Source organism: Luteimonas sp. AC640a, assembly GCF_979256585.1.
The window spans coordinates 883,258-905,518 of sequence record NZ_CEEDOV010000007.1; the positions used below are offsets into that span (position 1 = coordinate 883,258).

The window sequence follows — 22,261 nt, forward strand, 5'->3', positions numbered from 1 at the left end:
CCATGGCCAATATCGAATGGAGCGACGGCGCTCCCATCTACCGCCAGCTGAAGGAACGCGTCATCGCCATGATGCTCGACGGCGTCCTGAAGCCCGGCGATGCGCTGCCCTCGGTGCGCCAGGTGGCCGCCGACTACCAGCTCAACCCGATCACCGTCTCCCGCGCCTACCAGGAACTCGCCGACGAGGCGCTGGTGGAGAAGCGCCGCGGCCTGGGCATGTTCGTTACCGAGGAAGCCTCGAAGAAGCTGCGCAGCAGCGAACGCGAACGGTTCCTGACCGACGAATGGCCACAGGTGGTGGAACGGATCGAACGCCTGGGGCTGTCGACCCGGGACCTGCTGCAGTCCATCGGCAATGGAGCCAACGAATGAACGCCGTCATCGACACCCCGGTGATCACCGCGCGCAACCTCACCAAGACCTACAAGGGCGCGCGTGCGCTCGACGGCACCAGCTTCCAGATTCCGGCCGGACGCATCGTCGGTCTGATCGGTCCCAACGGCGCCGGCAAGACCACCGCGCTGAAGGCGCTGCTCGGTCTGATCCGCTTCGACGGCGAGATGTCGGTGCTGGGCCGCGATCCGCGCACCGAACGCGACGCACTGATGAACGATGTCTGCTTCATCGCCGACGTCGCGGTGCTGCCGCGCTGGATGCGGGTGCGTGACGCGATCGATTTCGTCGAAGGCGTGCATCCCCGTTTCGACCGCGCCCGCTGCGAGCGATTCCTCGCCAACACCAAGCTCGGCCCGAAGCAGCGCGTGCGCGAAATGTCCAAGGGCATGATCGTGCAGCTGCATCTGGCCCTGGTGATGGCGATCGACGCCAAGCTGCTGGTGCTCGACGAGCCGACGCTCGGTCTCGACATCCTGTATCGCAAGCAGTTCTACCAGCGCCTGCTCGAAGACTACTTCGACGAGCAGAAGACGATCATCGTCACCACGCACCAGGTCGAGGAGATCGAGCACATCCTCACCGACGTGCTCTTCATCCAGAACGGCAAGATCGTGCTGGACGCGCCGATGGATGATGTCGGCGAACGCTTCGTCGAAGTACTGGTCAACGCCGAACACCTCGACGCTGCCCGCGCCCACCGCCCGATCGACGAACGCGCCCTGCCCTTCGGCAAGACCGTGATGCTGTTCGACAACGTGCCCGTTTCCACCCTGTCGACGTACGGCGAAACCCGCACCCCGGGCCTGGCCGACCTGTTCGTGGCCACGATGAAAGGAGCCTACGCATGAATGCCGCCGCCGAACACGTGGACGCCCCGGTTCCGTCCCGCACATTCGCATCGACCCATCCGACCCACCGCTTCCGTCTGCTGCTGCGGCGCGAGTACTGGGAGCACCGTGGTGGCATCTTCTGGGCGCCGATGATCGCCGGCGGCGTGTCGCTGCTGCTGTCGCTCGGCCTGCTGGTCGCCGGCATCGTGTTCGCCCACAAGGCGGTCGCGGAGGGCAACCTGGTCCAGCACAACGGCGTGACCATCAACGGTCTGGATCTGGGCACATTGGCCCAGCAGCTGACCAGCGACGATCTCTACCAGCTGTCGGAAGGCATCACGATCACGCTGGCGCTGTCGGCGACCTGGCCGTTCCTGGTGATGATCTTCGTCGCGTTCTTCTATTGTCTGGGCGCGCTGTACGACGATCGCCGCGACCGTAGCGTCCTGTTCTGGAAGTCACTGCCGGTGTCCGACACGGCGACCGTGCTGTCCAAGGTGGCGACGGTGACGCTGGTGATCCCCCTGTTCGCCACGCTGTTCGCGATCGTCATCATGTTCGCGTTCCTGATCGCCCTGAGCATCGCCGCGGCGGCGCACGGCGCCAACCCGTTCCCGCTGCTCTGGGGCAATGGCTCGGTGTTCCTGTTGTCGGGCCAGTTCCTGGCGGCGATTCCGGTGTACGCGGCCTGGATGTTCCCGACCGTCGGCTGGCTGCTCCTGTGCTCGGCCTGGGCCAAGAGCAAGCCCTTCCTGTGGGCGCTGCTGATCCCGCTGACCCTGGGCGTTGCGACGTCGATGACCGGCCTGCTGCAGCTGATCGGACTGGAGCGCCACTGGCTCTGGGGCAATGTGATTTCGCGGATGCTGCTGGGCACCGTGCCGGTGACCCATCGCGATCTGGCCTACATCCAGTCAGGCGCCGGACCGGCCAACGAGATGTTCTCGATCCCCGGCATGTACGGCAACTTCCTCGAGCCCTCGATGTGGATCGGCCTCATCGCCGGCGCCGTGATGATCGCGATCTCCATCCGCCTGCGCCGCTGGCGCGAGGAAGGCTGAGCCAACCCGCTTCTCCCCGCCATCGCCTGATTCCGGAGACCACCCATGAAAGCTGCAACCGTCACCGCATTCGCCCTTGCCCTGTGTCTGCCGCTGGCCGCCTGGTCGGCGCCGCCCGAAACCGGCGGTGTGCGCGAGGAGATCCGTCGGGATCTGGAAGACGCCCGGCGTGACATCCGCACCGATCTCGCCAAGGCCCGCGCCGAACTCGACACCGAGAATCTCGACGTGACCAACAGCCTGCAGGCCAATGGCGATGCGCGCCGCAACCGCAAGGCGAAGACGGAACCGGCGCTGCCGAAGGCCGAGATCACGCCGCAGGGCGACTTCCTGATCGAAGGCGAGGCCGTCGCCATCGACGCCGCGCAGCGCCGCCAGCTGCTCGGCTATCGCGGCATGGTCATCGAGGTCGCCAAGGCCGGAATCGACATCGGCGAGGTCAGTGCACTGGCCGCCGTGGACTCGGTCGACCGCGGCGTGTTCTCGCTGATGGTCGGTGCGATGACCGGCAGTCTGGAGCGGCGCATCGAACGGACCGTACGCAACACCGTCGGCCCCGGCGTGCTGCTGATCTGCGACCGCATGCCCGCGCTGCGCGACGCGCAGCAACAGCTCGCCAGCGACCTGCCGGCCTTCCGTCCGTACGCGCGACTGGAAGCCCGGGACGCGGACAGCTGCCGCAACGAAGTCCGGCGCGAGTTCGCAGGGCGCTGAAGCGAGGCGGCGGCGCCACTCGCGCGACCGCATCGATTCAGGTTAGCGTCAGCCACCACGCACACCGCCCCTGCACTGACGCAGGCCGGTCATCTCGCCAGGGAGTCCATGACATGACGCCAGCCCACACCGCTCGCCCGCTGCTCGCCACGCTCATTGCCGCATCGCTCGCACTGCCGTTCGCCGCGCAGGCCGAAGACACCCCGCAGTGCCGGCACAGCCAGCCGCGCGATCTGGCGCTGCAGCTCGATGGCGTGCGCACGGTGCGGTTCGAGATCGGCAACAGCAAGCTGCGTGTCGACGGCGCTGCGCGTCCGGACGCAACCTTGCGCGGCCGCGCTTGCGCATCGAGCGAAGCCATGCTGGCCTCGCTGGTGCTCGAGCAGCAGCGCTCGGGCGACACCCTGACCGTCATCGCACGCCGCACGTCCAATTCGACCGGCTGGATGGGCAACCAGTACGCCTACATGGATCTTTCAGGCCAGGTGCCGGCGAACGTGCTGGTGCAGACCGTCGTCGGCTCCGGCGATGTCTGGGTGACCGGCGTGTCAGCCGCGAGCGCCGATGTCGGCTCCGGCGATGCCGAACTGCGCCGCATCGAGGGCCGCGCGACCGCCAAGGTCGGCTCCGGCGACATCACAGTCGACGAGGCCGGCGCACTCAAGGTGCTGTCGATCGGTTCGGGCGATGTCGAAGCGCGCCGCATCCGCGGCGCGGTCGAAGTCGGCAGCGTCGGCTCGGGCGATTTCAAGATCGAAGGCGCCGGCGGCGACGTCCGTATCGGCAGCGTGGGCTCGGGCGACATCGACCTGCGCGATGTGCAGGGCAGCGTGCATGTCGGCTCGATCGGCTCGGGCGATGTCGATGCCCGCGGCATCGGCGGCGATCTCGAAGTGGCTGCCAAGGGCAGCGGCGAAGTCTCGCACCGCGATGTGCGCGGCACCGTCAGCGTGCCGCGCAAACGTTGACCTTCTTAACGAGACAGATCCGGAGTCCGACCATGCAGACCTTCCCATCCCGCGCCCTGCCCCTGGCCCTGCTGCTCGCCTGCGTGGGCACGCTGACCGCGTGCGGGCGTGACGAAGCACCCGCACCCGCGAGCGGTGACGCCACCACGGCGCCGGCCGAGGAAGGTTTCGTCGCCCGTACCACCCGCCGCGCGCTGGAAACGGCGCGCAAGGATCTGGTCGAGAAGAACATCAGCGTCGGCGGCAGCGGTGGCGGTGGACTGAACATCAACGGCTTCCGTTTCGGCGGCGACGACACCCGCACGTCCAGCCTGCCGAAGGCCGAAATCAGCCCGGCCGGCGACTTTCTGGTCGATGGCAAGACGGTCGAGATCGACGCCGCGCAACGCGAGCTGTTGCTGGCACATCGTGCCAACATCATCTCGATCGCCGAAGCCGGCATCACGATCGGTATCCAGGGCGCCCAGCTCGGTGCCGAAGCCGCGAAGGGCGCGATCGCCAGCGCGCTGTCGGGCCAGTCCGCGGACTTCGAGAAGCGCATGGAAGCCGAGGGCGCGAAGATCGAAGCCGAAGCCGACAAGCTGTGCGACAACCTGCCGCCGCTGCTCGCCTCGCAGCAGGCGCTCGCAGCCGCGCTGCCCGCCTTCGAGCCCTACGCCACGATGGACGCGACCGACGTCGAGGACTGCCGCAAGGACACCGTGGTCCATCGCGACAACGAAGCCGCGGAAGCGGATGCCGCGGCAGCGCCGGCGTCGAACTGACGCTGGCATCAGGCGCCCGCTGCCTCGAAACAGAAAAGACCGGCTATTGGCCGGTCTTTTTTTTGGGAGTGCGCAGCGACTCAGCCGCCGCCGCTGGCGCCCTCGTGGATGCCGCCCTTGGTCAGTTCGGCCGGATCGAGCAGGGTTTCGAGTTCGGCATCCGACAGGCCGCTGTCCTCGCGGGCGATGTCGAGCACGGGGCGCTGTTCCTTGTAGGCGCGCTTGGCAATCGCCGCGGCCTTCTCGTAGCCGATGATCGGGTTGAGCGCGGTGACCAGAATCGGGTTGCGCGCGAGCGCGGCGTCGACGTTCTCGCGGCGCACCTTGAGGCCGGCGATCGCGTCGTCGGCCAGCAGCCGGGTGACGTTCGACAGCAGCTGGATCGATTCGAGCAGATTCGCCGCGATCAGCGGCAGTGCGACGTTAAGCTGGAAGTTGCCGGTCTGCCCGGCCACGGTGATCGCGGCGTGGTGACCGATCACCTGCGCGGCGACCATGACCGTCGCCTCTGGAATCACCGGATTGACCTTGCCCGGCATGATCGAGCTGCCCGGCTGCAGCGCCGGCAGTTCGATTTCGCCGAGGCCCCCGAGTGGTCCGGAATTCATCCAGCGCAGATCGTTGGCGATCTTGATCAGCGCGACCGCGAGCGCATTGAGCTGGCCCGACAGTTCGACCGCGTCGTCCTGGGTGGCGATGCCTTCGAACTTGTCCTCGGCCGAATCGAAGCTGGTGCGGGTCAGCGTCGACAGCACACGCGCGACCTTCTTGCCGAACTGCGGATGCGCGTTGATGCCAGTGCCGATCGCGGTGCCGCCGATCGGCAGGCGGCGCAGACGCTTGAGCGCATCGCTCAGGCGCGCTTCGGCGGACGTCAGTTGCGACGACCACGCGCCGAATTCCTGCGCGAAGGTCAGCGGCATCGCGTCCATCAGATGCGTGCGGCCGGTCTTGACCACCTTGCCGAGCGACCGGCCGCGCTTGTCGATCGTGCGGCGCAGGTGCTTGAGCGCCGGCAGCAGGTCTTCAACGACGGCGAGCTGCGCCGATACCCGGATCGCGGTGGGCACCACGTCGTTCGAACTCTGGCCCAGATTGACGTGATCGTTGGGATGCACCTTGCGCGTGGCGGTCGAGGCCAGCGTCGCGATGACCTCGTTGGCATTCATGTTCGATGAGGTGCCCGAACCGGTCTGGTAGATGTCGACCGGAAAATGGGCGTCGTGCTTGCCTTCGGCGACTTCGAGCGCCGCGGCGCGGATCGCCTTGCCGGATTTTTCCGGCAACAGGCCCAGGCCTGCGTTGACCTCGGCGGCCGCGGCCTTGACCAGGCCCAGCGCACGGATGAAACCGCGCGGCATCGGCCGGCCGGAAATCGGGAAGTTCTGCACCGCGCGCTGAGTCTGCGCGCCCCACAGGGCGTCGGCAGGCACCTGCAGTGCGCCCATGCTGTCGTGTTCGGTACGGAACTCAGTCGCGTCTTGGGTCTTGCGCATCGATTCGGCTCCAGGAGGGGGAATGACTCGGCTGGCACGGTCGCTGGCGTCGTGTCCGCAGGATACGCGAGGGCCGTACAGGCTAAAATGACGGCTTCGCCCGCTGCGCCCCACGCCTCCCATGTCCGACACCCAGAAGACCGAAGCTGCCCTGCTCGCCCTGTCGCCGCTCGACGGCCGCTACGCCACCAAGGTCGATGCGCTGCGTCCGATCTTCTCGGAATACGGCCTGATACGCGCCCGCGTGCGGGTGGAGATCGAATGGCTGCTGGCACTGGGCGACGAGCCGGGCATCGTGGAGTTGCCCGCGTTCGACGACGCGCAACGCGCGCGCTTGAAGTCGCTGGCGGAGGATTTCTCGGTCAGTGATGCCGCGCGCGTCAAGGCGATCGAACGCACCACCAACCACGACGTCAAGGCGGTCGAATACTTCATCAAAGAACAGCTGAAGGACAATGCCTCGCTGGCGCCGTCGCTCGAGTTCGTGCATTTCGCCTGCACCAGCGAGGACATCAACAATCTGTCCTACGCCCTGATGCTGGCCGAAGCGCGCCGGGTTGTGCTGCTGCCGACGCTCGACACACTGATCCAGACGCTGCGCACGATGTCCCACGACCACGCGGCGCTGCCGCTGCTGTCGCGTACCCACGGCCAGACGGCATCACCGTCAACGGTCGGAAAGGAACTGGCCAACGTCGTCGCACGTCTGCAGCGCCAGAGCGAGCTGCTGTGGGACGTCGCACTGACCGGCAAGATCAATGGCGCGGTCGGCAACTACAACGCGCACGTCGTGTCGTACCCCGATGTCGACTGGCCGGCGTTCGCACAGCGCTTCGTCGAATCGCTGGGCATCGAGTTCAATCCCTACACCACCCAGATCGAACCGCACGACTGCGTGGCCGAGATCAGCGACGTGCACAAGCGCATCAATACGATCGGCGTCGATCTGTGCCGCGACATCTGGGGCTACATCTCGCTGGGCTACTTCAAGCAGGCATTGAAGGAAGGCGAAGTCGGCAGCTCGACGATGCCGCACAAGGTCAACCCGATCGACTTCGAAAACGCCGAAGGCAACTTCGGCATCGCCAATGCGCTGTTCGAACATTTTGCCGCCAAGCTGCCGATCAGCCGCTGGCAACGCGACCTGACCGACTCCACCGTGCTGCGCGCGCTGGGCACCGCATTCGGCCACACGCTGATCGCGCTCGACGCGCTGCAGCGTGGCCTGGGCAAGCTCAGCGTCAACCCCGAGCGCCTGGCCGCCGATCTCGACGCCTCGTGGGAGGTGCTGGCCGAAGCCGTGCAGACGGTGATGCGCCGCCACGGCCTGCCCAATCCATACGAGCAGCTCAAGGCACTGACCCGCGGCCAGGGCATCACGGCCGAGTCGATGCGCAGCTTCGTCGACGGGCTCGATCTGCCGACCGAGGACAAGGCGCGCCTGCGCGATCTGCTGCCGGGCGGCTACACCGGCCTGGCCGAACAGCTCGCCCGCGAAATCTGACCGTCCGACAGCGCGACGCGGACTGAACATCTGCGTCGCTAGGCTCGCGGCGACTTCACTCGCCGACGGGACCGCCATGCGACACCTTTCGCTGCTGCTCTGCCTCACCGCCTTGTCGTTGACCGCCTGCGATCGACAGGCGTCGCCCGCCGATGCCTCGACGGGCGCATCGCCGACGGAGGCGGCATCACGGGTCGCGTCCGCGGCAGTGTCCGGCGTGTTGACCGATCCGGCCAGCGGCGCGCAGTGCAACGGCCAGGATGTCGCGATCACCCGCGACGGCTTCGATCTCGTCCTGAACGGCGACTGCGGCGCCGTGGTCATCACCGCATCCGATGGTGCGGTCAATGTCGAACATGCGACCTCGGTGCGGGTGGAAGGCAGCCAGGTGACCGTGCTCAACAGTCGCGTCGGCAACGTCGAGGTCCGCGGCGCTGACAACACCTTGAACCTGACCGAGGTCGACGCGCTGGAGATCTCCGGCGATCGCAACACAGTGCTCGCGCGGCGAATCGACCGGGTGACGTTCACCGGCGCCTCGAACGTCGTCAATCCCGACAACACGCCGGCGCTCGAAGACAGGGGCACCGGCAATCGCGTGATGTGACGCGGCACGCCGGCAAATGCGCATCCTGCTCAACCTCGATGTCGACGATCTCGAGCGCGCGCTGACGTTCTACGTCGCCGCGTTAGGGCTGACACCGGCACGGCGCTTTGGCGACGACGTGGTCGAACTGCTCGGCGCGGGCGCACCGCTGTATCTGCTGCTCAAGGCGGCCGGCAGCACCGGCGCGGGCACGACGCCGCGCGCGTACACGCGGCACTGGATGCCGCTGCACATCGATGTGGTCGTCGACGATCTGGATGTCGCGTTGGCCCAGGCGCTTGCCGCAGGCGCGGTGCAGGAAGGCGCCATCCGCGACGAGGCCTACGGGCGGATCGTGCAACTGGCCGATCCGTTCGGGCATGGCTGGTGTCTGCTGGCGTTCAGTGCGCGCGGGTATGACGCGATTGCGACATGACGCGATGGGATGCGAGATAGCTGGCTACGCTCTGGTCGTCATCCCGTCGAAGGCCGGGATCCCGTGACTTGTCTCTATCAACGCGCCGAAGTCACTGGATTCCGGCCTGCGCCGGAATGACGGGGATTCAGGCTTCTGACGAATCCAACCTCGTCAGGGAACCGGGATAGAAGTGCTTGAAGAAGCACTGCGCGTACCGCTGAACCCATCGAGCCCGATCCCGTTTTCGCGTAGGCTCCCCGCCCATGAGCAGAGCCCCCCTTCCCTTCGAAATCGACGCCCGCAGCTTCGCCGGCGATGGCCCGCTCGGCATGCCTGCCGAGCAGTTCCTGCGCCACTACTGGCAGAAGCGTCCGCTCTTGATCCGCAACGCGTTTCCGGACCTCGAAAGCCCGCTGCAGCCCGAGGATCTCGCCGGTCTGGCCTGCGAGGAAGTGGCGCTGTCGCGGCTGATCCGCCACGACCGTGCGCGCGATGGCTGGCAGGTCGAGACCGGACCGTTCGACGAGGATCTGTTTCCCGGCCTCGGCGACCGCGACTGGACGCTACTGGTGCAGGACGTCGACAAATGGGATGCCGATGTCGCCGCGCTGCTGCCGCATTTCGGGTTCCTGCCACGCTGGCGCATCGACGACGTCATGGTCAGCTTCGCCGCGACCGGTGGCTCGGTCGGGGCGCACGTCGACCAGTACGACGTGTTCCTGCTGCAGGGCCAGGGCCATCGGCGCTGGCAGATCGATGCGTCCGATGCGATGGGCCGCGGCGTGCCGCCGCAGGATTTCCGCGACGATGTCGAACTGCGGTTGCTGCGTGAATTCACACCGACCCACGAATGGGTGCTCGGCCCCGGCGACATGCTCTATCTGCCGCCGATGGTGCCGCACCACGGCGTGGCCGAGGATCCCTGCCTGACGTTCTCGGTCGGCATGCGCGCGCCGTCGGTCAGCGAGCTGATGGGCGACTACATCGACACGCTGGCCGCGGACGCCGACGAATCGATCCGCTATCACGACGAGACGCTGCAGCCGCCGGCCGATCCGAACGAGATCGATGCCGATGCGATGGTGCGCGTCGTCGAAGCGCTCAACGTGATGCGCATGAAGGACCCCGATCGCCTCGGCGACTGGTTCGGCAGCTTCATCACCGGCTACCGCAATGCGCAGCAGGTGGTCGCCGGCGGCGCAGCGCCGCCACGGATTGAACTCGAATGGCTGTTGTCGCAGGGCCAGGCAGTGCTGCACCGCAATCCCTTCAGCCGGATGGCCTGGCGTCGGGCCGGGAATGGCGCACGCCTGTTCGTGTCGGGCACCGCGTGGCCGTTGGCGCTGCGCGATGCGCGCACCCTGGCCGCGGAAGCGCAGATCGACGGCCGCGCGTATACGGCGTTGTCGGGCACCGGTCGCGAAACGGTGCTCGAACTGTTGGCCGAAGGGCACTACACGCTGCTGGACGCGGATTCCGAATGAGCGCGGCGGCGCCGTTCCGGGTCGCCATCGTCACCGGTGCCAGTGACCTGACAGCGGCGCACGCGGTGCGCACTGCGGTCTTCGTCGCCGAACAGGGCGTGCCCGCGGCGCTCGAACGCGACGCGCTCGATGCCCTGAGCCGGCACGTCCTCGCGACCGCTGCCGATGGCACCCCGATCGGTGCCGGTCGCATCGCACCCGACGGCCGCATCGGCCGGCTCGCGGTGCGCAGCGACTGGCGCGGTCGCGGTGTCGGCGATGCGATGCTGCGTGCACTGCTCGACGCCGCACGCGACGCCGGCCTGCGCGAGACCTATCTGCACGCGCAACTGCAGGCGATGGCGCTGTACGCACGCGCGGGCTTCGTCGCCGAAGGGGCGCGTTACGAGGAGGCCGGCATCGCGCATCGCACGATGCGCCGCATCGCCGGCGCGACGTTCCCGGTCGACGATCTCTCCGCGGCCGTTGATGCGACCGTCACCCTCGTGTCCGCCGCGCGCCGCGCGCTGTGGCTGCGCACCCGCGATCTCGACCCCGGCCTCTACGATCATCCCGACGTGCTCGCCGCCCTGCGTCGCTTCGCGACCGGCGGCCGCGGCGTGCAGATCCAGGTGCTGCTGCACGATCCCACCACCGTGCAGCGACGCGGCTCGGCATTGCTGGCGTTGTCGCAACGGCTCAGCAGCGCGTTCGCCTTCCGCGCGGTCGACGATCCGGTGGACCGCGAGTACGCCGGTGCGTTTCTGGTCAACGATGCCGACGGCTTCCACGTTCGCTCGCTCGGACATCGCGTCGACGGGGAAGCGGCGACGGATCTGCCCGGCCGCGCCCGTCAGCTGGCGCAGCAGTTCGCGCCGGTGTGGGAACGTTCACGCGCCTGCAGCGAGTTCCGCGCACTGGGCATCTGAGCCGTTTACGTCGTTTTCGACGTGCCGGAAACGCGTTGCGGATGCAGCGTTGCGCGCGCTCCGGGGCGTCCCGATGGTGCATCGCGGCGAACGACGCGCGTATACTGTGCGGCGTCGTTTCGCGCCAGATCCCGCCTGTTTTCCGGAGATCGCTCCGGGTCCGGCCCTGCCCCCTCCAAACGAGCCCGAATTCCCCGACGTGGACAGTCTCCTGAAGCAGTTTGCGCAGTCCTCCCAGTTCGGCGCCAATGCCGCCTTTATCGAAGACCTGTACGAGCAGTACCTCGTCGATCCCGACAGCGTCGGTTCGGACTGGAAGCGGTGGTTCGACGCTTTCAAAGGTCGTGAAGCCGGCGACGTGCCCCATTCCGCAGTGGTCTCGGCCGTGGCCGAGGCCGGTCGCAAGGCGGTCCGCGGACTTGCCGATGCGTCGCCTGGCATTGCCGGTGACGAGCGCGAGCGCCATGTCGGTCGACTGATCACGGCGTACCGCTCGCGCGGTCATCTGGGTGCCAAGCTCGATCCGCTGGATCTGGCGCCGCCGCTCAATCCGCCGGATCTGGGCCTGCCTTTCCATCAGTTGACCGATGCCGACCTCGACGACGAGTTCAGCACCGGCGGCGTGGCTGGCCAGCCGCGGATGAAGCTTCGCGATCTGCTCGCGCTGCTCAAGACCACCTACTCCAGCCAGATCGGCGCGGAGTTCATGCACATCCCCGACTTCGAACAGCGCAGCTGGCTCTACCAGCGCCTGGAAGCAGCCGGTGGCCGCTTCGCACGCAGCGAATCGGAGAAGAAGCGCATCCTCGAACGCCTGACCGCGGCCGAAGGTCTCGAGCGCTATCTGCATACCAAATACGTCGGCCAGAAGCGCTTCTCGCTCGAAGGCGGCGATGCGCTGATTCCGCTGCTCGACAGCGTGATCCAGCGCGCGGGCAAGGAAGGCGTCAAGGACATCGTGATCGGCATGGCCCATCGCGGCCGTCTCAACGTGCTGGTCAACACGCTCGGCAAGAACCCGCGCAAGCTGTTCGACGAGTTCGAAGGCAAGTTCGACCACCACGACACCGATCGCGCCCACACCGGCGACGTGAAGTACCACATGGGCTTCTCGGCCGATCTGGCCACGCCCGGCGGTCCGGTCCATCTGGCGCTGGCGTTCAATCCGTCGCACCTGGAAATCGTCAACCCTGTGGTCGCCGGCAGCGTGCGCTCGCGCCAGCACCGTCGTCGCGACACCGAGCGCAAGCTCGTGCTGCCGGTGCTGCTGCACGGCGACGCGGCCTTCGCCGGCCAGGGCGTCAACATGGAGCTGTTCCAGATGTCGCAGGCCCGCGGTTTCGCGGTCGGCGGCACGGTGCACGTGGTCATCAACAACCAGGTCGGCTTCACCACCAGCGATCTGCAGGACGCGCGTTCCACGCTGTACTGCACCGACGTCGCCAAGATGGTCGGCGCGCCCATCCTGCACGTGAATGCCGATGATCCGGAAGCGGTCGTGTACTGCGCCGAGCTCGCGTACGACTTCCGTCAGCAGTTCGGCAAGGACGTGGTCATCGATCTCGTCTGCTACCGCCGTCACGGCCACAACGAAGCCGACGAGCCGGCGGCGACGCAGCCGCTGATGTACCAGGTCATCCGCAAACACCAGACCCCGCGCGAGCTCTACACCGCGAAGCTGGTCGCCGAAGGCGTGATGGCCGAGGCCGATGCCAAGGCGATCGTCGACGGCTACCGCAACAAGCTCGACGCGGGCGAAGTCACCGTCGAACTCGCCGATGCCAAGCCGAGCGACTACGAGCTGACGATCGACTGGGATCCCTATCTCGCCGGCCGTCTGACCGACACGCTCGACACCACGGTGTCGGTCGACAAGTTGAAGGCCCTGGCGACGCAGATCACCACGCTACCCGAGTCCGTCACGCTGCAGGCGCGCGTCGCCAAGATCTACGACGACCGCCGCAAGATGGCGCGCGGCGAACAGGCCGGCGACTGGGGCTTTGCCGAGAACCTCGCCTACGCCACCCTGCTCGACGCCGGCCACCGCCTGCGACTAGTGGGTCAAGACAGCGGCCGCGGCACGTTCTTCCATCGCCATGCGGTGCTGCACGACCAGACGTCCGGCAACAACTACATGCCGCTGCGCGAACTCGTGCAGAACCCGGAAGACGCGACGATCATCGACTCGCTGCTCAGCGAAGAAGCGGTCATGGCGTTCGAATACGGCTATGCGTCATCGGAGCCGGGCACGCTGTGCATCTGGGAAGGCCAGTTCGGCGATTTCGCCAACGGCGCCCAGGTGGTCATCGACCAGTTCCTGTCGTCGGGTGAAGCCAAGTGGGATCGCCTCTGCGGTCTGGCGCTGTTCCTGCCGCACGGCTATGAAGGCCAGGGCCCCGAGCACAGCTCGGCGCGCCTTGAGCGCTTCCTGCAGCTGTGCGCGCTCGAGAACATGATGGTCTGCGTGCCGACCACGCCGGCGCAGGCGTTCCACATGATCCGTCGCCAGCTGTGCATGACCACGCGCAAGCCGCTGGTCGTCATGACCCCGAAGTCGCTGCTGCGCCACAAGCTGGCCGTGTCCTCGCTCGAGGAACTGGCCAACGGCGAGTTCCAGCACCTGATTCCCGATGCCGACGCCGACCCGAAAAAGGTCACGCGCGTGGTCGCGTGTTCGGGCAAGGTCTATTACGACCTGCTGGAAGAGTCTCGCAAGCAGGGCCTCGACAACGTCGCACTGCTGCGCGTGGAACAGCTGTATCCGTTCCCACGCGAGCTGCTGGCCGCCGAGCTCAAGCGCTTCCCGAAGGCCACCGAACTGGTGTGGTGTCAGGAAGAGCCGCAGAACCAGGGCGCCTGGTACCAGATCAAGCACCACCTCGAGTTCTGCTCGGGTGCCAAGCAGTCCGTGCATTACGCCGGTCGCGCACGCTCGCCCTCGCCCGCCGTAGGTCATTTCAACGACCACGTCGCCGAGCAGCAGCAGCTGATCGCCGATGCGCTGGTCAACGATCTCGCCGGCAAGGTGCTCGCCGAATAATCCGGCGCGCACTCCGCTCATCCATTCCCCACATTCAACGCTTTTCCAGGAAGCCACATGGCCACTGAAATCAAAGTCCCGGTCCTGCCCGAATCCGTCTCCGACGCGACCATCGCCACCTGGCACAAAAAGGCCGGCGATGCGGTCAAGCGCGACGAGAATCTCGTCGACCTGGAGACCGACAAGGTCGTCCTCGAAGTGCCTTCGACCGTCGACGGCGTGCTGAAGGAAATCAAGTTCGAAGAAGGTGCGACGGTCAACAGCGCGCAGGTCATCGCGATCATCGAGGAAGGCGCCGCAGCAGAAGCGCCGGCCGCCGAATCGGGCGCCAAGGACAAGGAAGCGCCGGCCGCCGGCGCCGAGGAAGTGCAGCCGAAGTCGGACGCCAAGAAGGCCGACGAGAAGGCGCCCGCCTCGACCAAGCCGCAGACATCGTCGGGCAAGAACGATGGCCTGCCGCCGGGCGCACGTTTCACTGCCGAGACCAAGGGCATCGACGCCTCGCAGGTCGAAGGCACGGGGCGCCGCGGTGCGGTGACCAAGGAAGACCTGCTGAACTACGCCTCGGGCAAGACCCCCGGCGTGTCGGGTGGCGCACGTCCGGAAGAGCGCGTGCCGATGACCCGCATCCGCAAGACCATCGCTGCACGCCTGATGCAGTCGAAGGAATCGATCGCGATGCTGACCTCGTTCAACGAGGTCAACCTCGGCAAGGTGATGGCGCTGCGCAAGGAACTCGGCGAGCAGTTCCAGAAGGACTACGGCATCAAGCTCGGCTTCATGAGCTTCTTCGCCAAGGCCGCGGCCAACGCGCTGGCCAAGTACCCGGTGGTTAACGCCTCGGTCGACGGCACCGACATCATCTATCACGGCTACGCCGACATCTCGGTCGCCATCTCGACCGATCGCGGTCTGGTGACGCCAGTGCTGCGCAATGTCGAGCGCCAGGGCTTTGCCGAAATCGAGCAGGGCATCGCCGATTACGCCAAGAAGGCGCGCGACGGCAAGCTGGGCCTGGATGACCTGCAGGGCGGTACGTTCACGATCACCAACGGCGGCACCTTCGGCTCGCTGATGTCGACGCCGATCGTCAACCCGCCGCAGTCGGCGATCCTGGGCATGCACGCCATCAAGGAGCGCGCGATCGTCGAGAACGGCCAGGTGATCGCCGCGCCGATGATGTACCTGGCGCTGTCCTACGACCACCGCATCATCGACGGCAAGGACGCGGTGCTGTTCCTGGTGGACATCAAGAACCAGCTGGAAAACCCGCACCGCATGCTGCTCGGCATGTGATGCGCCGCGACCCCCTCCACGGAGGGGGTTCGCACGTGTGGCGCCCGCGCCGCACCCCCAAATTCGCCGCATCGGCACCCTGCCCTCTACCGCAGGCATCGAAAGAAGGAATTCCCCCATGGCTGAACAATTCGACGTCGTCGTCATCGGTGCCGGCCCGGCCGGTTACCACGCCGCCATCCGCGCCGCGCAGCTCGGCAAGACCGTCGCCTGCATCGACGCCGCGCTGGGCAAGGACGGCAAGCCTGCCCTCGGTGGCACCTGCCTGCGCGTGGGCTGCATTCCGTCGAAGGCGCTGCTCGATTCCTCGCGCCAGTTCTGGAACATGGGCCACATCTTTGGCGACCACGGCATCAGCTTCAAGGATCCGAAGATCGATGTCGAAGCGATGATCGGTCGCAAGGACAAGATCGTGAAGCAGTTCACCGGCGGCATCGCGATGCTGTTCAAGGCGAACAAGGTCACGCCGTACTACGGCTTCGCCACGCTGCACGCCGATCGTCTGGTCAAGGTCGCGCAGCACGACGGCACCGAAGTCGAGTTGACCGGCGCCAACGTCATCATCGCCGCGGGTTCGGATTCGATCGAATTGCCGTTCGCGAAGTTCGATGGCGACACCATCGTCGACAACGTCGGCGGCCTGGACTTCACCGAAGTGCCGAAGCGCCTGGCCGTCATCGGCGCCGGCGTGATCGGTCTGGAGCTCGGCAGCGTGTGGAAGCGTCTCGGCGCCGAGGTCACGATCCTCGAAGCACTGCCCGACTTCCTCGCACTGGCCGACGCCGAAGTGGCGAAGACCGCGCTGAAGGAATTCAAGAAGCAGGGCCTCGACATCAAGCTGGGCGCCAAGGTCTCCAAGACCGAGATCACCGGCAAGGGCAAGAAGAAGGAAGTCGTCGTCAGCTACACCGACGGCAGCGGCGAGCAGACGATCACCGTCGACAAGCTGCTGGTCGCCGTGGGCCGCAAGGCGGCGAGCAAGGGCCTGCTGGCCGACGACAGCGGCGTGAAGCTGACCGATCGTGGCCAGATCGAAGTCGACGACCACTGCCACACCGGCGTCGATGGCGTGTGGGCGGTCGGTGACTGCGTGCGCGGCCCGATGCTGGCGCACAAGGGCTTCGAGGAAGGCATCGCGGTCGCTGAACTCATCGCCGGCCTGCCGGGCCACGTCAATTTCGACACGATTCCGTGGGTCATCTACACCGAGCCGGAGCTGGCCTGGGTCGGCAAGACTGAGCAGCAGCTCAAGGACGAAGGCATCCCGTACAAGGCGGGCAGCTTCCCGTTCGCCGCCAACGGTCGCGCGGTTGCGATGATCGAGGCCACGGGCTTCGTCAAGGTACTCGCGCACGCCGAAACCGATCGCGTGCTCGGCATGCATCTCGTCGGCGTCAACGTCTCCGAGCTCGTGCACGAAGGCGTGCTGACGATGGAGTTCAGCGGCTCTGCCGACGACCTCGCCCGCATCTGCCACGCGCATCCTTCGCTGTCGGAAGTGGTGCACGACGCGGCCATGGCGGTCGACAAGCGGTCGATCCACAAGGCGAACTGAGTTCCATCGCCTTGACCCAAGAAGGCTCCGCCCAGGCGGAGCCTTCCTGCTTTCCGGCCCGGCGAACCGTCTGCACGCCACCGGGCGATCACCTCCGACTACAAGGACATCCCTGATGAAATCGATCTGTGTCTACTGCGGCTCCAACGCCGGCAACAAACCCGTCTACGCCGAACGCGCGATGGCGCTGGGCGATCGGCTCGCGAAAGACGGCCTGCGTTTGGTCTACGGCGGCGGCAACGTCGGCCTGATGGGCACCGTCGCCAACGCCGTGCTCGAAGCCGGCGGCGAAGTGACTGGCGTGATCCCGCAGCAGCTCGCCGACTGGGAAGTCGCGCACCGCGGCCTGACGGAACTCGAGATCGTCGATTCGATGCACGCCCGCAAGATGCGCATGTTCGAACTCTCCGACGGCTTCGTCGCCCTGCCCGGCGGCTTCGGCACGATGGAAGAGATCTTCGAGATGCTGACCTGGCGCCAGCTCGGCATCGGCAACAAGCCCTGCGCCTTCCTCGACATCGACGGCTTCTACGCCCCGCTGATCGGCATGATCGACCGCATGGTCGAAGAGCGGTTCCTGCACCCGGATCAGCGCGCCGACCTCTGGTATGGCAGCGACATCGACGAGATGCTGGCGTGGATGCGGGCGTATGAGCCGGCGCAGGCGAGCAAGTGGATCGACGAGAAGCGGCGCAGTGTTGTGAAGTGAGCTGATTCGCAGTGGGGGTGCTGCACCAAGGCAATCCACTGCGAATGCTTAAGAGCTCACCATATTCGCTTGGATCATTTCGATCGCGAAAATGGATCCCAGCTTTCGCTGGGATGACGTTCCCGGGATCTGTCACTTCCCGTGTCCGGTAATGTCACGCCCGTCGCCCCAGCGAAAGCTGGGGCCCATTTTGATCTTCATGCGACATTGGCTCGCGGCCCAGTCCGACAACCCGCCATACACCTGCCTGCAACGATCGGAGCTCCGACCTTGTAGCCGCCACCATGCGCGACCGCCTCCCTTGCACCTACATCCTCGCCAGCGCACCACGCGGCACGCTCTACATCGGCGTGACATCGAATCTCCCGCAGCGCGTCTGGCAACACCGCCACAATCTGACAGCAGGCTTTACCTCGAAGCACTGTATCCATCATCTCGTGTGGTTCGAAACGCACGACACGATGGAGGCCGCGATCGTCCACGAGAAGCGCATGAAGGCCTGGCGGCGCCTGTGGAAGCTCCAGCTGATCGAGTCGACCAATCCCGATTGGCACGACCTGTATCCTGACCTCATCTGACACCCCGAGGTTTCCGGATGCCCATTCCCGCCCGTTTCGACGCCTTCCGTATCCACAACGACGACGCCGGTTACCGCAGCGGCATCGAGCAGATCGCCATCGATGACCTCGCCGACGGCGAGATCGACATCGCGGTCGCGCATTCGTCTGTGAACTTCAAGGACGCGCTGGCGGGCACCGGCAAGGGCAAGATCCTGCGGCGCTTTCCCCTGGTCGGCGGCATCGATGTCGCCGGGCATGTGCTCGCCTCGCGAGATCCGGCGTTCAAGGAAGGCGACGCAGTGCTCGTCACCGGCAGCGGCCTGTCCGAGACGCGCGACGGCGGCTACACGCGCTACGCGCGCGTCGAATCGAAATGGGCCGTGCCCCTGCCCGCCGGGTTGAGCCTGCGCGAAAGCATGATCCTCGGCACCGCCGGATTCACTGCGGCGCTCGCCTTGCTGCGCATGCACGAGAACCGGCAGACACCGGAACTCGGGCCGCTCGCCGTCACCGGCGCGACCGGCGGCGTGGGTTCGCTCGCGGTCGACATCTTCAGCAGCGCGGGCTTCGAAGTGCACGCGGTCAGCGGCAAGCCCGAGCATGCGGATTATCTGAAAACGATTGGCGCATCGGAGGTGCTCGGACGCGATGCACTCGGCACCACGCGCCCGATGGAATCCGCACGCTTCGGTGGCGGGCTCGACAATGTCGGTGGTCCGATGCTGGTCAGCCTGCTCGCGCAGACGGTGCCCTACGGCAACGTCGCCAGCGCCGGGCTCGCTGCGAGCGCGGACCTCGGTGCCACAGTCATGCCCTTCATCATCCGCGGCGTATCGCTGCTGGGCGTGGCATCGGCGGGTACGCTGCGCGATGTGCGCGACGCGGTCTGGCAGCATCTCGCCAGCGACTGGAAGCCGCGGCATCTCGATGCGATCTGCACCCGCGACGTCGGATTGTCGGAATTGCCGAATGTGTTCGACACGATGCTCGGTGGCGGCTCATTTGGGCGGACGCTCGTCACGCTTTGATGTCAGTTGTGCGCGCGAGCGCTGAATGCGCGGATAGAATCGCAATCGATATATCGAGGGGGAATCGATGGCACGCATTCTGATCGTGGACGACTCGCCGTCCCAGTTGATGGGCATCCGGCGCATCGTCGAAAAGCTCGGCCATGAGGCACTGACCGCAGAGGACGGCCAGGCCGGCGTGGACGCGGCCAAACGTGAGCTGCCGGACCTCATTCTGATGGATGTGGTGATGCCGAACCTCAACGGTTTCCAGGCCACGCGTTCGATCACGCGCGAGCCGACGACCGCGCACATCCCGGTGATCCTGGTGACCACGAAGGACCAGGACACCGATCGCGTCTGGGGTATGCGCCAAGGTGCGAAGGCCTACCTCACCAAGCCCTTCAGCGAAGTCGAGCTATCGGACGCGATTCTCAAAACGATCGGAGGCGGTGCGGCGCCGGCTGCTTGAGTTTGCGCTGATGCGACGGCGCTTCGCGGCGTGTCACTGCCGTACCAGCGGCATTCGACTGACGCTTGTCTGGACAAGCTGGCGCCCATGTTGATCTTTGCGCGCCCTCGCCCAGCCCCAAGAATCAAACCGGATGACCAGTCATCCGGCTGTTGAGAAAAGCGTTCCAGCGTGACTGGACATACGTCTGTTGAAAGCCGCTGGGATGACGAACTAGAGCCGGCAGTCTCTGATTGTCCGACTTCCGCCTCAGCACAGGCTGGACAGTCGCCGCCTACTTCTTCCCGACCGCAAACGAATCGCGCAGGGCCTCGTACGCCGCGACCTGCAGCATGTCGTTCGCGACCGGTGCCTGGATCTCGAGTTCGACGATCTGGTCGCCATCCGGCGCACCGCCGGCACCCGGTAATCCACGCCCGCGCAGACGCAGTTTGCGTCCGGCTTCCGAACTCGCCGGGATCTTCAGATCCACATGCCCGCCGAGTGTCGCAACGCTGATCGTTGCTCCCAGCGCCGCATCCCACGGCGCGATCGGCAAGGTGTGGATGATGTTGCGGCCGTCGACTTCGAAATCCGGATGCGCGGCGTATTCGATTTCCAGCAGCAGGTCGCCGCCGTGCTGGCCCTGTCGCGGCAGGCGCACGACCTGCCCCGGCCGGATGCCGCGCGGAATCTTCACCTCGAAGGTCTTGCCCATCACCGGCACGCGCACGCTGTCGCCGCGGTGGATCGTCTCCAGCGTCACCGCCAGACGCGCGCGCGTGTCGCCGCGCGGCTGCGGACCGCCGCGACCGGGCTGTTGCGGACCGGCATAGCCGCCCGCGCGCCGGCCGAACATCTGTTCGAAGAAATCGCTGAATCCCCCGCCCGCGCCACCGCCGGCGAAGATCTCGTCGAAATCCACACCGCCCGGTCCACCACCGAATCCGCCCGGTGGCGGCTGCACGTCGTCGCCCGGCCGGTAGCCGCGTGCACGCAGGCCGTCGTAGGCCTTGCGCTTCTCCGGGTCGCGCAGCGCCTCGTAGGCCTCGTTGACCGACTTGAAGGTGTCTTCCGCGCCCGGCTCCTTGCTGACGTCCGGGTGGTACTTGCGCGCGAGCCGGCGGTACGCGGTCTTGATCTCCGCATCGCCCGCGTTCGGCTCGACGCCGAGAATCTCGTAGTAATCCTTGAACTGCATCTGTTTTGCGTCCGGTGCGGGCGCGTGCCCGTCAGGAATGGAACGCCACGATCGGCGACGGCCCGCAGGATACCTGCAGGCCGTCGCCACGTCGTGGATGCCGAAGCTGCAGATGACGCAGCCGCGGCCGATCAGCCCTTACTGGCGCGTGCCTGCCTCCGGCGCCGCACCGACCTGGATGCGACGCGGCGTGGACTCGGCGCGCTTGGGAATGCTGATCTCGAGCACGCCGTGATGGCCGCTGGCGGTGATCGCATCGGCGTCGGCGCTGTCGGGCAGGGTGAAGCGACGATGGAAGCGACCGGTGTTGCGCTCGACGCGCGAGAACCGCACTTCGTTGGCGTCGCTGTCGATGGCGTCCTGGCTCGCAGGCGCACGTTCGCCCTTGAGGCTCAGCACACCCCTGTCCATCCAGATCTCGACCTGCGCCGGATCGATGCCCGGCAGGTCGGCGAGGATCACGAAACGCGAGCGCTCCTCGCGGATGTCGACGCGCGGCGTCCACTCGCTGGTGACGACCGACGATGCATCGGCATCACCGTGAACGAATTGCTGCAGGAACTGGCGCATCTCGTCGTGCAGACGCGGCGAGGTGTCGCGGGCCGAGAGACGGGCGACGGCGCGAAACGCTTCATGGCGCATGGAATGACTCCGAACTTGGGCGGCACCGGTGGCCGCGATGTCCCCGATCTGGGTGCCGGCGCGGGGCTTTCAAGCATCGCCGTGAGCTCACGCCATGAGCGGCTAGACTTCCGTTCACCCTCCCCCGGAACGCCCCCATGACGATCCAGATCGGCGACACGATTCCCGAAGTCGCGCTCAAGCACATCCACGACGGCGTCCGCGTCATCGACACCCCGACGCTGTTCACCGGCAAGCAGGTCGTGCTATTCGCAGTGCCCGGCGCGTTCACGCCGACCTGCTCGGAACATCACCTGCCCGGCTTCGTCGAACACTTCGAGACCTTCCGCAAGCGCGGCATCGACGTGATCTGCATCGCCGTCAACGATCCCTTCGTGATGCAGGCCTGGGGCGAAAGCGTCGGCGTGCCGGACGGCCTGCAGATGGTGTCCGATGGCAACGGCGATCTGGTCAAGGCGATGGGCCTGGAGATGGACGCCAGCGCCTACGGCATGGGCCTGCGCGCGAAGCGCTTCGCGCTGTATGCCGAAGATGGCGTGGTCAAGCAGTTGTTCGTCGAAGCGCCGGGCGAGTTCAAGGTCTCGTCGGCGGAGCATGTGCTGGCGAATCTGGGGTGAGCGTTGCGCTTTAAAGCGCGCGCATCTTCTGCAACCCAGAAACATTCCTCGC

Annotated in this window: 22 protein-coding genes; 19 read left to right on the forward strand and 3 right to left on the reverse strand. The window is 66.4% G+C overall.

The annotated features are described in order from the left end of the window. Nucleotides 1-2: 2 nt before the first annotated feature. The 6 genes from ACZ9YD_RS08235 (at nt 3) to ACZ9YD_RS08260 (ending at nt 4,735) form a co-directional block, all read left to right on the forward strand. Entirely contained in the window at nt 3-374 is a 372-nt protein-coding gene (locus tag ACZ9YD_RS08235; protein WP_159678859.1) for a GntR family transcriptional regulator, read from the forward strand. Then, a complete protein-coding gene (locus tag ACZ9YD_RS08240) occupies nt 371-1,246 on the forward strand; it encodes an ABC transporter ATP-binding protein (protein WP_465074641.1) in 876 nt (291 codons plus the stop codon). The genes ACZ9YD_RS08235 and ACZ9YD_RS08240 overlap by 4 nt, the downstream gene beginning before the upstream one ends. Beyond that, nucleotides 1,243-2,289, forward strand: a complete 1,047-nt coding sequence (locus ACZ9YD_RS08245) for a hypothetical protein (protein WP_465074642.1) — start codon at nt 1,243-1,245, stop codon at nt 2,287-2,289. The genes ACZ9YD_RS08240 and ACZ9YD_RS08245 overlap by 4 nt, the downstream gene beginning before the upstream one ends. Before the next feature lie 45 nt (nt 2,290-2,334). Continuing rightward, nucleotides 2,335-3,003 carry a hypothetical protein gene (locus ACZ9YD_RS08250; protein ID WP_465074643.1) on the forward strand — a complete coding sequence of 223 codons (669 nt, stop codon included), beginning with the start codon at nt 2,335-2,337 and terminating at the stop codon, nt 3,001-3,003. 113 nt (nt 3,004-3,116) lie between these two features. Further along, entirely contained in the window at nt 3,117-3,971 is an 855-nt protein-coding gene (locus ACZ9YD_RS08255) for a GIN domain-containing protein (protein WP_465074644.1), read from the forward strand. Between the two features lie 32 nt (nt 3,972-4,003). Next, nucleotides 4,004-4,735: a hypothetical protein gene (locus ACZ9YD_RS08260; protein WP_465074645.1), complete on the forward strand. Its 732-nt coding sequence runs from the start codon at nt 4,004-4,006 to the stop codon at nt 4,733-4,735. Between the two features lie 80 nt (nt 4,736-4,815). Here ACZ9YD_RS08260 and ACZ9YD_RS08265 read toward each other — a convergent pair whose 3' ends face one another. Next, nucleotides 4,816-6,231, reverse strand: a complete 1,416-nt coding sequence (locus ACZ9YD_RS08265) for a class II fumarate hydratase (RefSeq protein ID WP_465074647.1) — start codon at nt 6,229-6,231, stop codon at nt 4,816-4,818. A gap of 121 nt (nt 6,232-6,352) precedes the next feature. On the opposite strand from ACZ9YD_RS08265, the gene purB reads away from it, so the two are divergent. The 12 genes from purB to pilH all read left to right on the forward strand — a co-directional run bounded on the left by purB (nt 6,353) and on the right by pilH (nt 19,770). After that, the gene (purB, locus tag ACZ9YD_RS08270; protein ID WP_465074648.1) at nt 6,353-7,735 is read left to right on the forward strand and encodes an adenylosuccinate lyase; all 1,383 of its coding nucleotides are present in this window, start codon (nt 6,353-6,355) and stop codon (nt 7,733-7,735) included. A 76-nt stretch (nt 7,736-7,811) separates the two neighbouring features. Beyond that, entirely contained in the window at nt 7,812-8,342 is a 531-nt protein-coding gene (locus tag ACZ9YD_RS08275) for a DUF3060 domain-containing protein (protein ID WP_465074650.1), read from the forward strand. A 16-nt stretch (nt 8,343-8,358) separates the two neighbouring features. Then, a complete protein-coding gene (locus ACZ9YD_RS08280) occupies nt 8,359-8,757 on the forward strand; it encodes a VOC family protein (protein ID WP_465074651.1) in 399 nt (132 codons plus the stop codon). Nucleotides 8,758-9,002: 245 nt separating this feature from the next. Beyond that, nucleotides 9,003-10,223, forward strand: coding sequence for a JmjC domain-containing protein (locus ACZ9YD_RS08285; protein ID WP_465074652.1), 1,221 nt, complete (start codon nt 9,003-9,005; stop codon nt 10,221-10,223). Next, a complete protein-coding gene (locus tag ACZ9YD_RS08290; protein WP_465074654.1) occupies nt 10,220-11,131 on the forward strand; it encodes a GNAT family N-acetyltransferase in 912 nt (303 codons plus the stop codon). The genes ACZ9YD_RS08285 and ACZ9YD_RS08290 overlap by 4 nt, the downstream gene beginning before the upstream one ends. 199 nt (nt 11,132-11,330) lie before the next feature. Next, nucleotides 11,331-14,171: a 2-oxoglutarate dehydrogenase E1 component gene (locus ACZ9YD_RS08295; RefSeq protein WP_465074655.1), complete on the forward strand. Its 2,841-nt coding sequence runs from the start codon at nt 11,331-11,333 to the stop codon at nt 14,169-14,171. Nucleotides 14,172-14,228: 57 nt separating this feature from the next. Further along, nucleotides 14,229-15,467, forward strand: coding sequence for a dihydrolipoyllysine-residue succinyltransferase (gene sucB, locus ACZ9YD_RS08300; protein ID WP_465074657.1), 1,239 nt, complete (start codon nt 14,229-14,231; stop codon nt 15,465-15,467). 118 nt (nt 15,468-15,585) lie between these two features. Further along, nucleotides 15,586-17,022, forward strand: a complete 1,437-nt coding sequence (gene lpdA / locus ACZ9YD_RS08305; protein ID WP_465074659.1) for a dihydrolipoyl dehydrogenase — start codon at nt 15,586-15,588, stop codon at nt 17,020-17,022. A 115-nt stretch (nt 17,023-17,137) separates the two neighbouring features. After that, nucleotides 17,138-17,731, forward strand: coding sequence for an LOG family protein (locus ACZ9YD_RS08310; protein WP_465074660.1), 594 nt, complete (start codon nt 17,138-17,140; stop codon nt 17,729-17,731). A 284-nt stretch (nt 17,732-18,015) separates the two neighbouring features. Then, nucleotides 18,016-18,309: a GIY-YIG nuclease family protein gene (locus ACZ9YD_RS08315; protein WP_465074661.1), complete on the forward strand. Its 294-nt coding sequence runs from the start codon at nt 18,016-18,018 to the stop codon at nt 18,307-18,309. 17 nt (nt 18,310-18,326) lie between these two features. After that, entirely contained in the window at nt 18,327-19,319 is a 993-nt protein-coding gene (locus ACZ9YD_RS08320) for an acrylyl-CoA reductase family protein (RefSeq protein ID WP_465074662.1), read from the forward strand. A gap of 67 nt (nt 19,320-19,386) precedes the next feature. Next, the gene (pilH, locus tag ACZ9YD_RS08325; RefSeq protein ID WP_465074663.1) at nt 19,387-19,770 is read left to right on the forward strand and encodes a twitching motility response regulator PilH; all 384 of its coding nucleotides are present in this window, start codon (nt 19,387-19,389) and stop codon (nt 19,768-19,770) included. A 274-nt stretch (nt 19,771-20,044) separates the two neighbouring features. Here the strand turns inward: pilH and ACZ9YD_RS08330 are convergent, their stop codons facing one another. Together ACZ9YD_RS08330 and ACZ9YD_RS08335 are read right to left on the reverse strand one after the other, a co-directional pair. Next, a complete protein-coding gene (locus ACZ9YD_RS08330; protein ID WP_465074665.1) occupies nt 20,045-20,950 on the reverse strand; it encodes a DnaJ C-terminal domain-containing protein in 906 nt (301 codons plus the stop codon). A 138-nt stretch (nt 20,951-21,088) separates the two neighbouring features. Beyond that, nucleotides 21,089-21,592, reverse strand: a complete 504-nt coding sequence (locus ACZ9YD_RS08335; RefSeq protein WP_465074666.1) for an Hsp20/alpha crystallin family protein — start codon at nt 21,590-21,592, stop codon at nt 21,089-21,091. 137 nt (nt 21,593-21,729) lie between these two features. On the opposite strand from ACZ9YD_RS08335, the gene ACZ9YD_RS08340 reads away from it, so the two are divergent. Continuing rightward, nucleotides 21,730-22,209 carry a redoxin family protein gene (locus ACZ9YD_RS08340; RefSeq protein ID WP_465074668.1) on the forward strand — a complete coding sequence of 160 codons (480 nt, stop codon included), beginning with the start codon at nt 21,730-21,732 and terminating at the stop codon, nt 22,207-22,209. Nucleotides 22,210-22,261 lie beyond the last annotated feature (52 nt).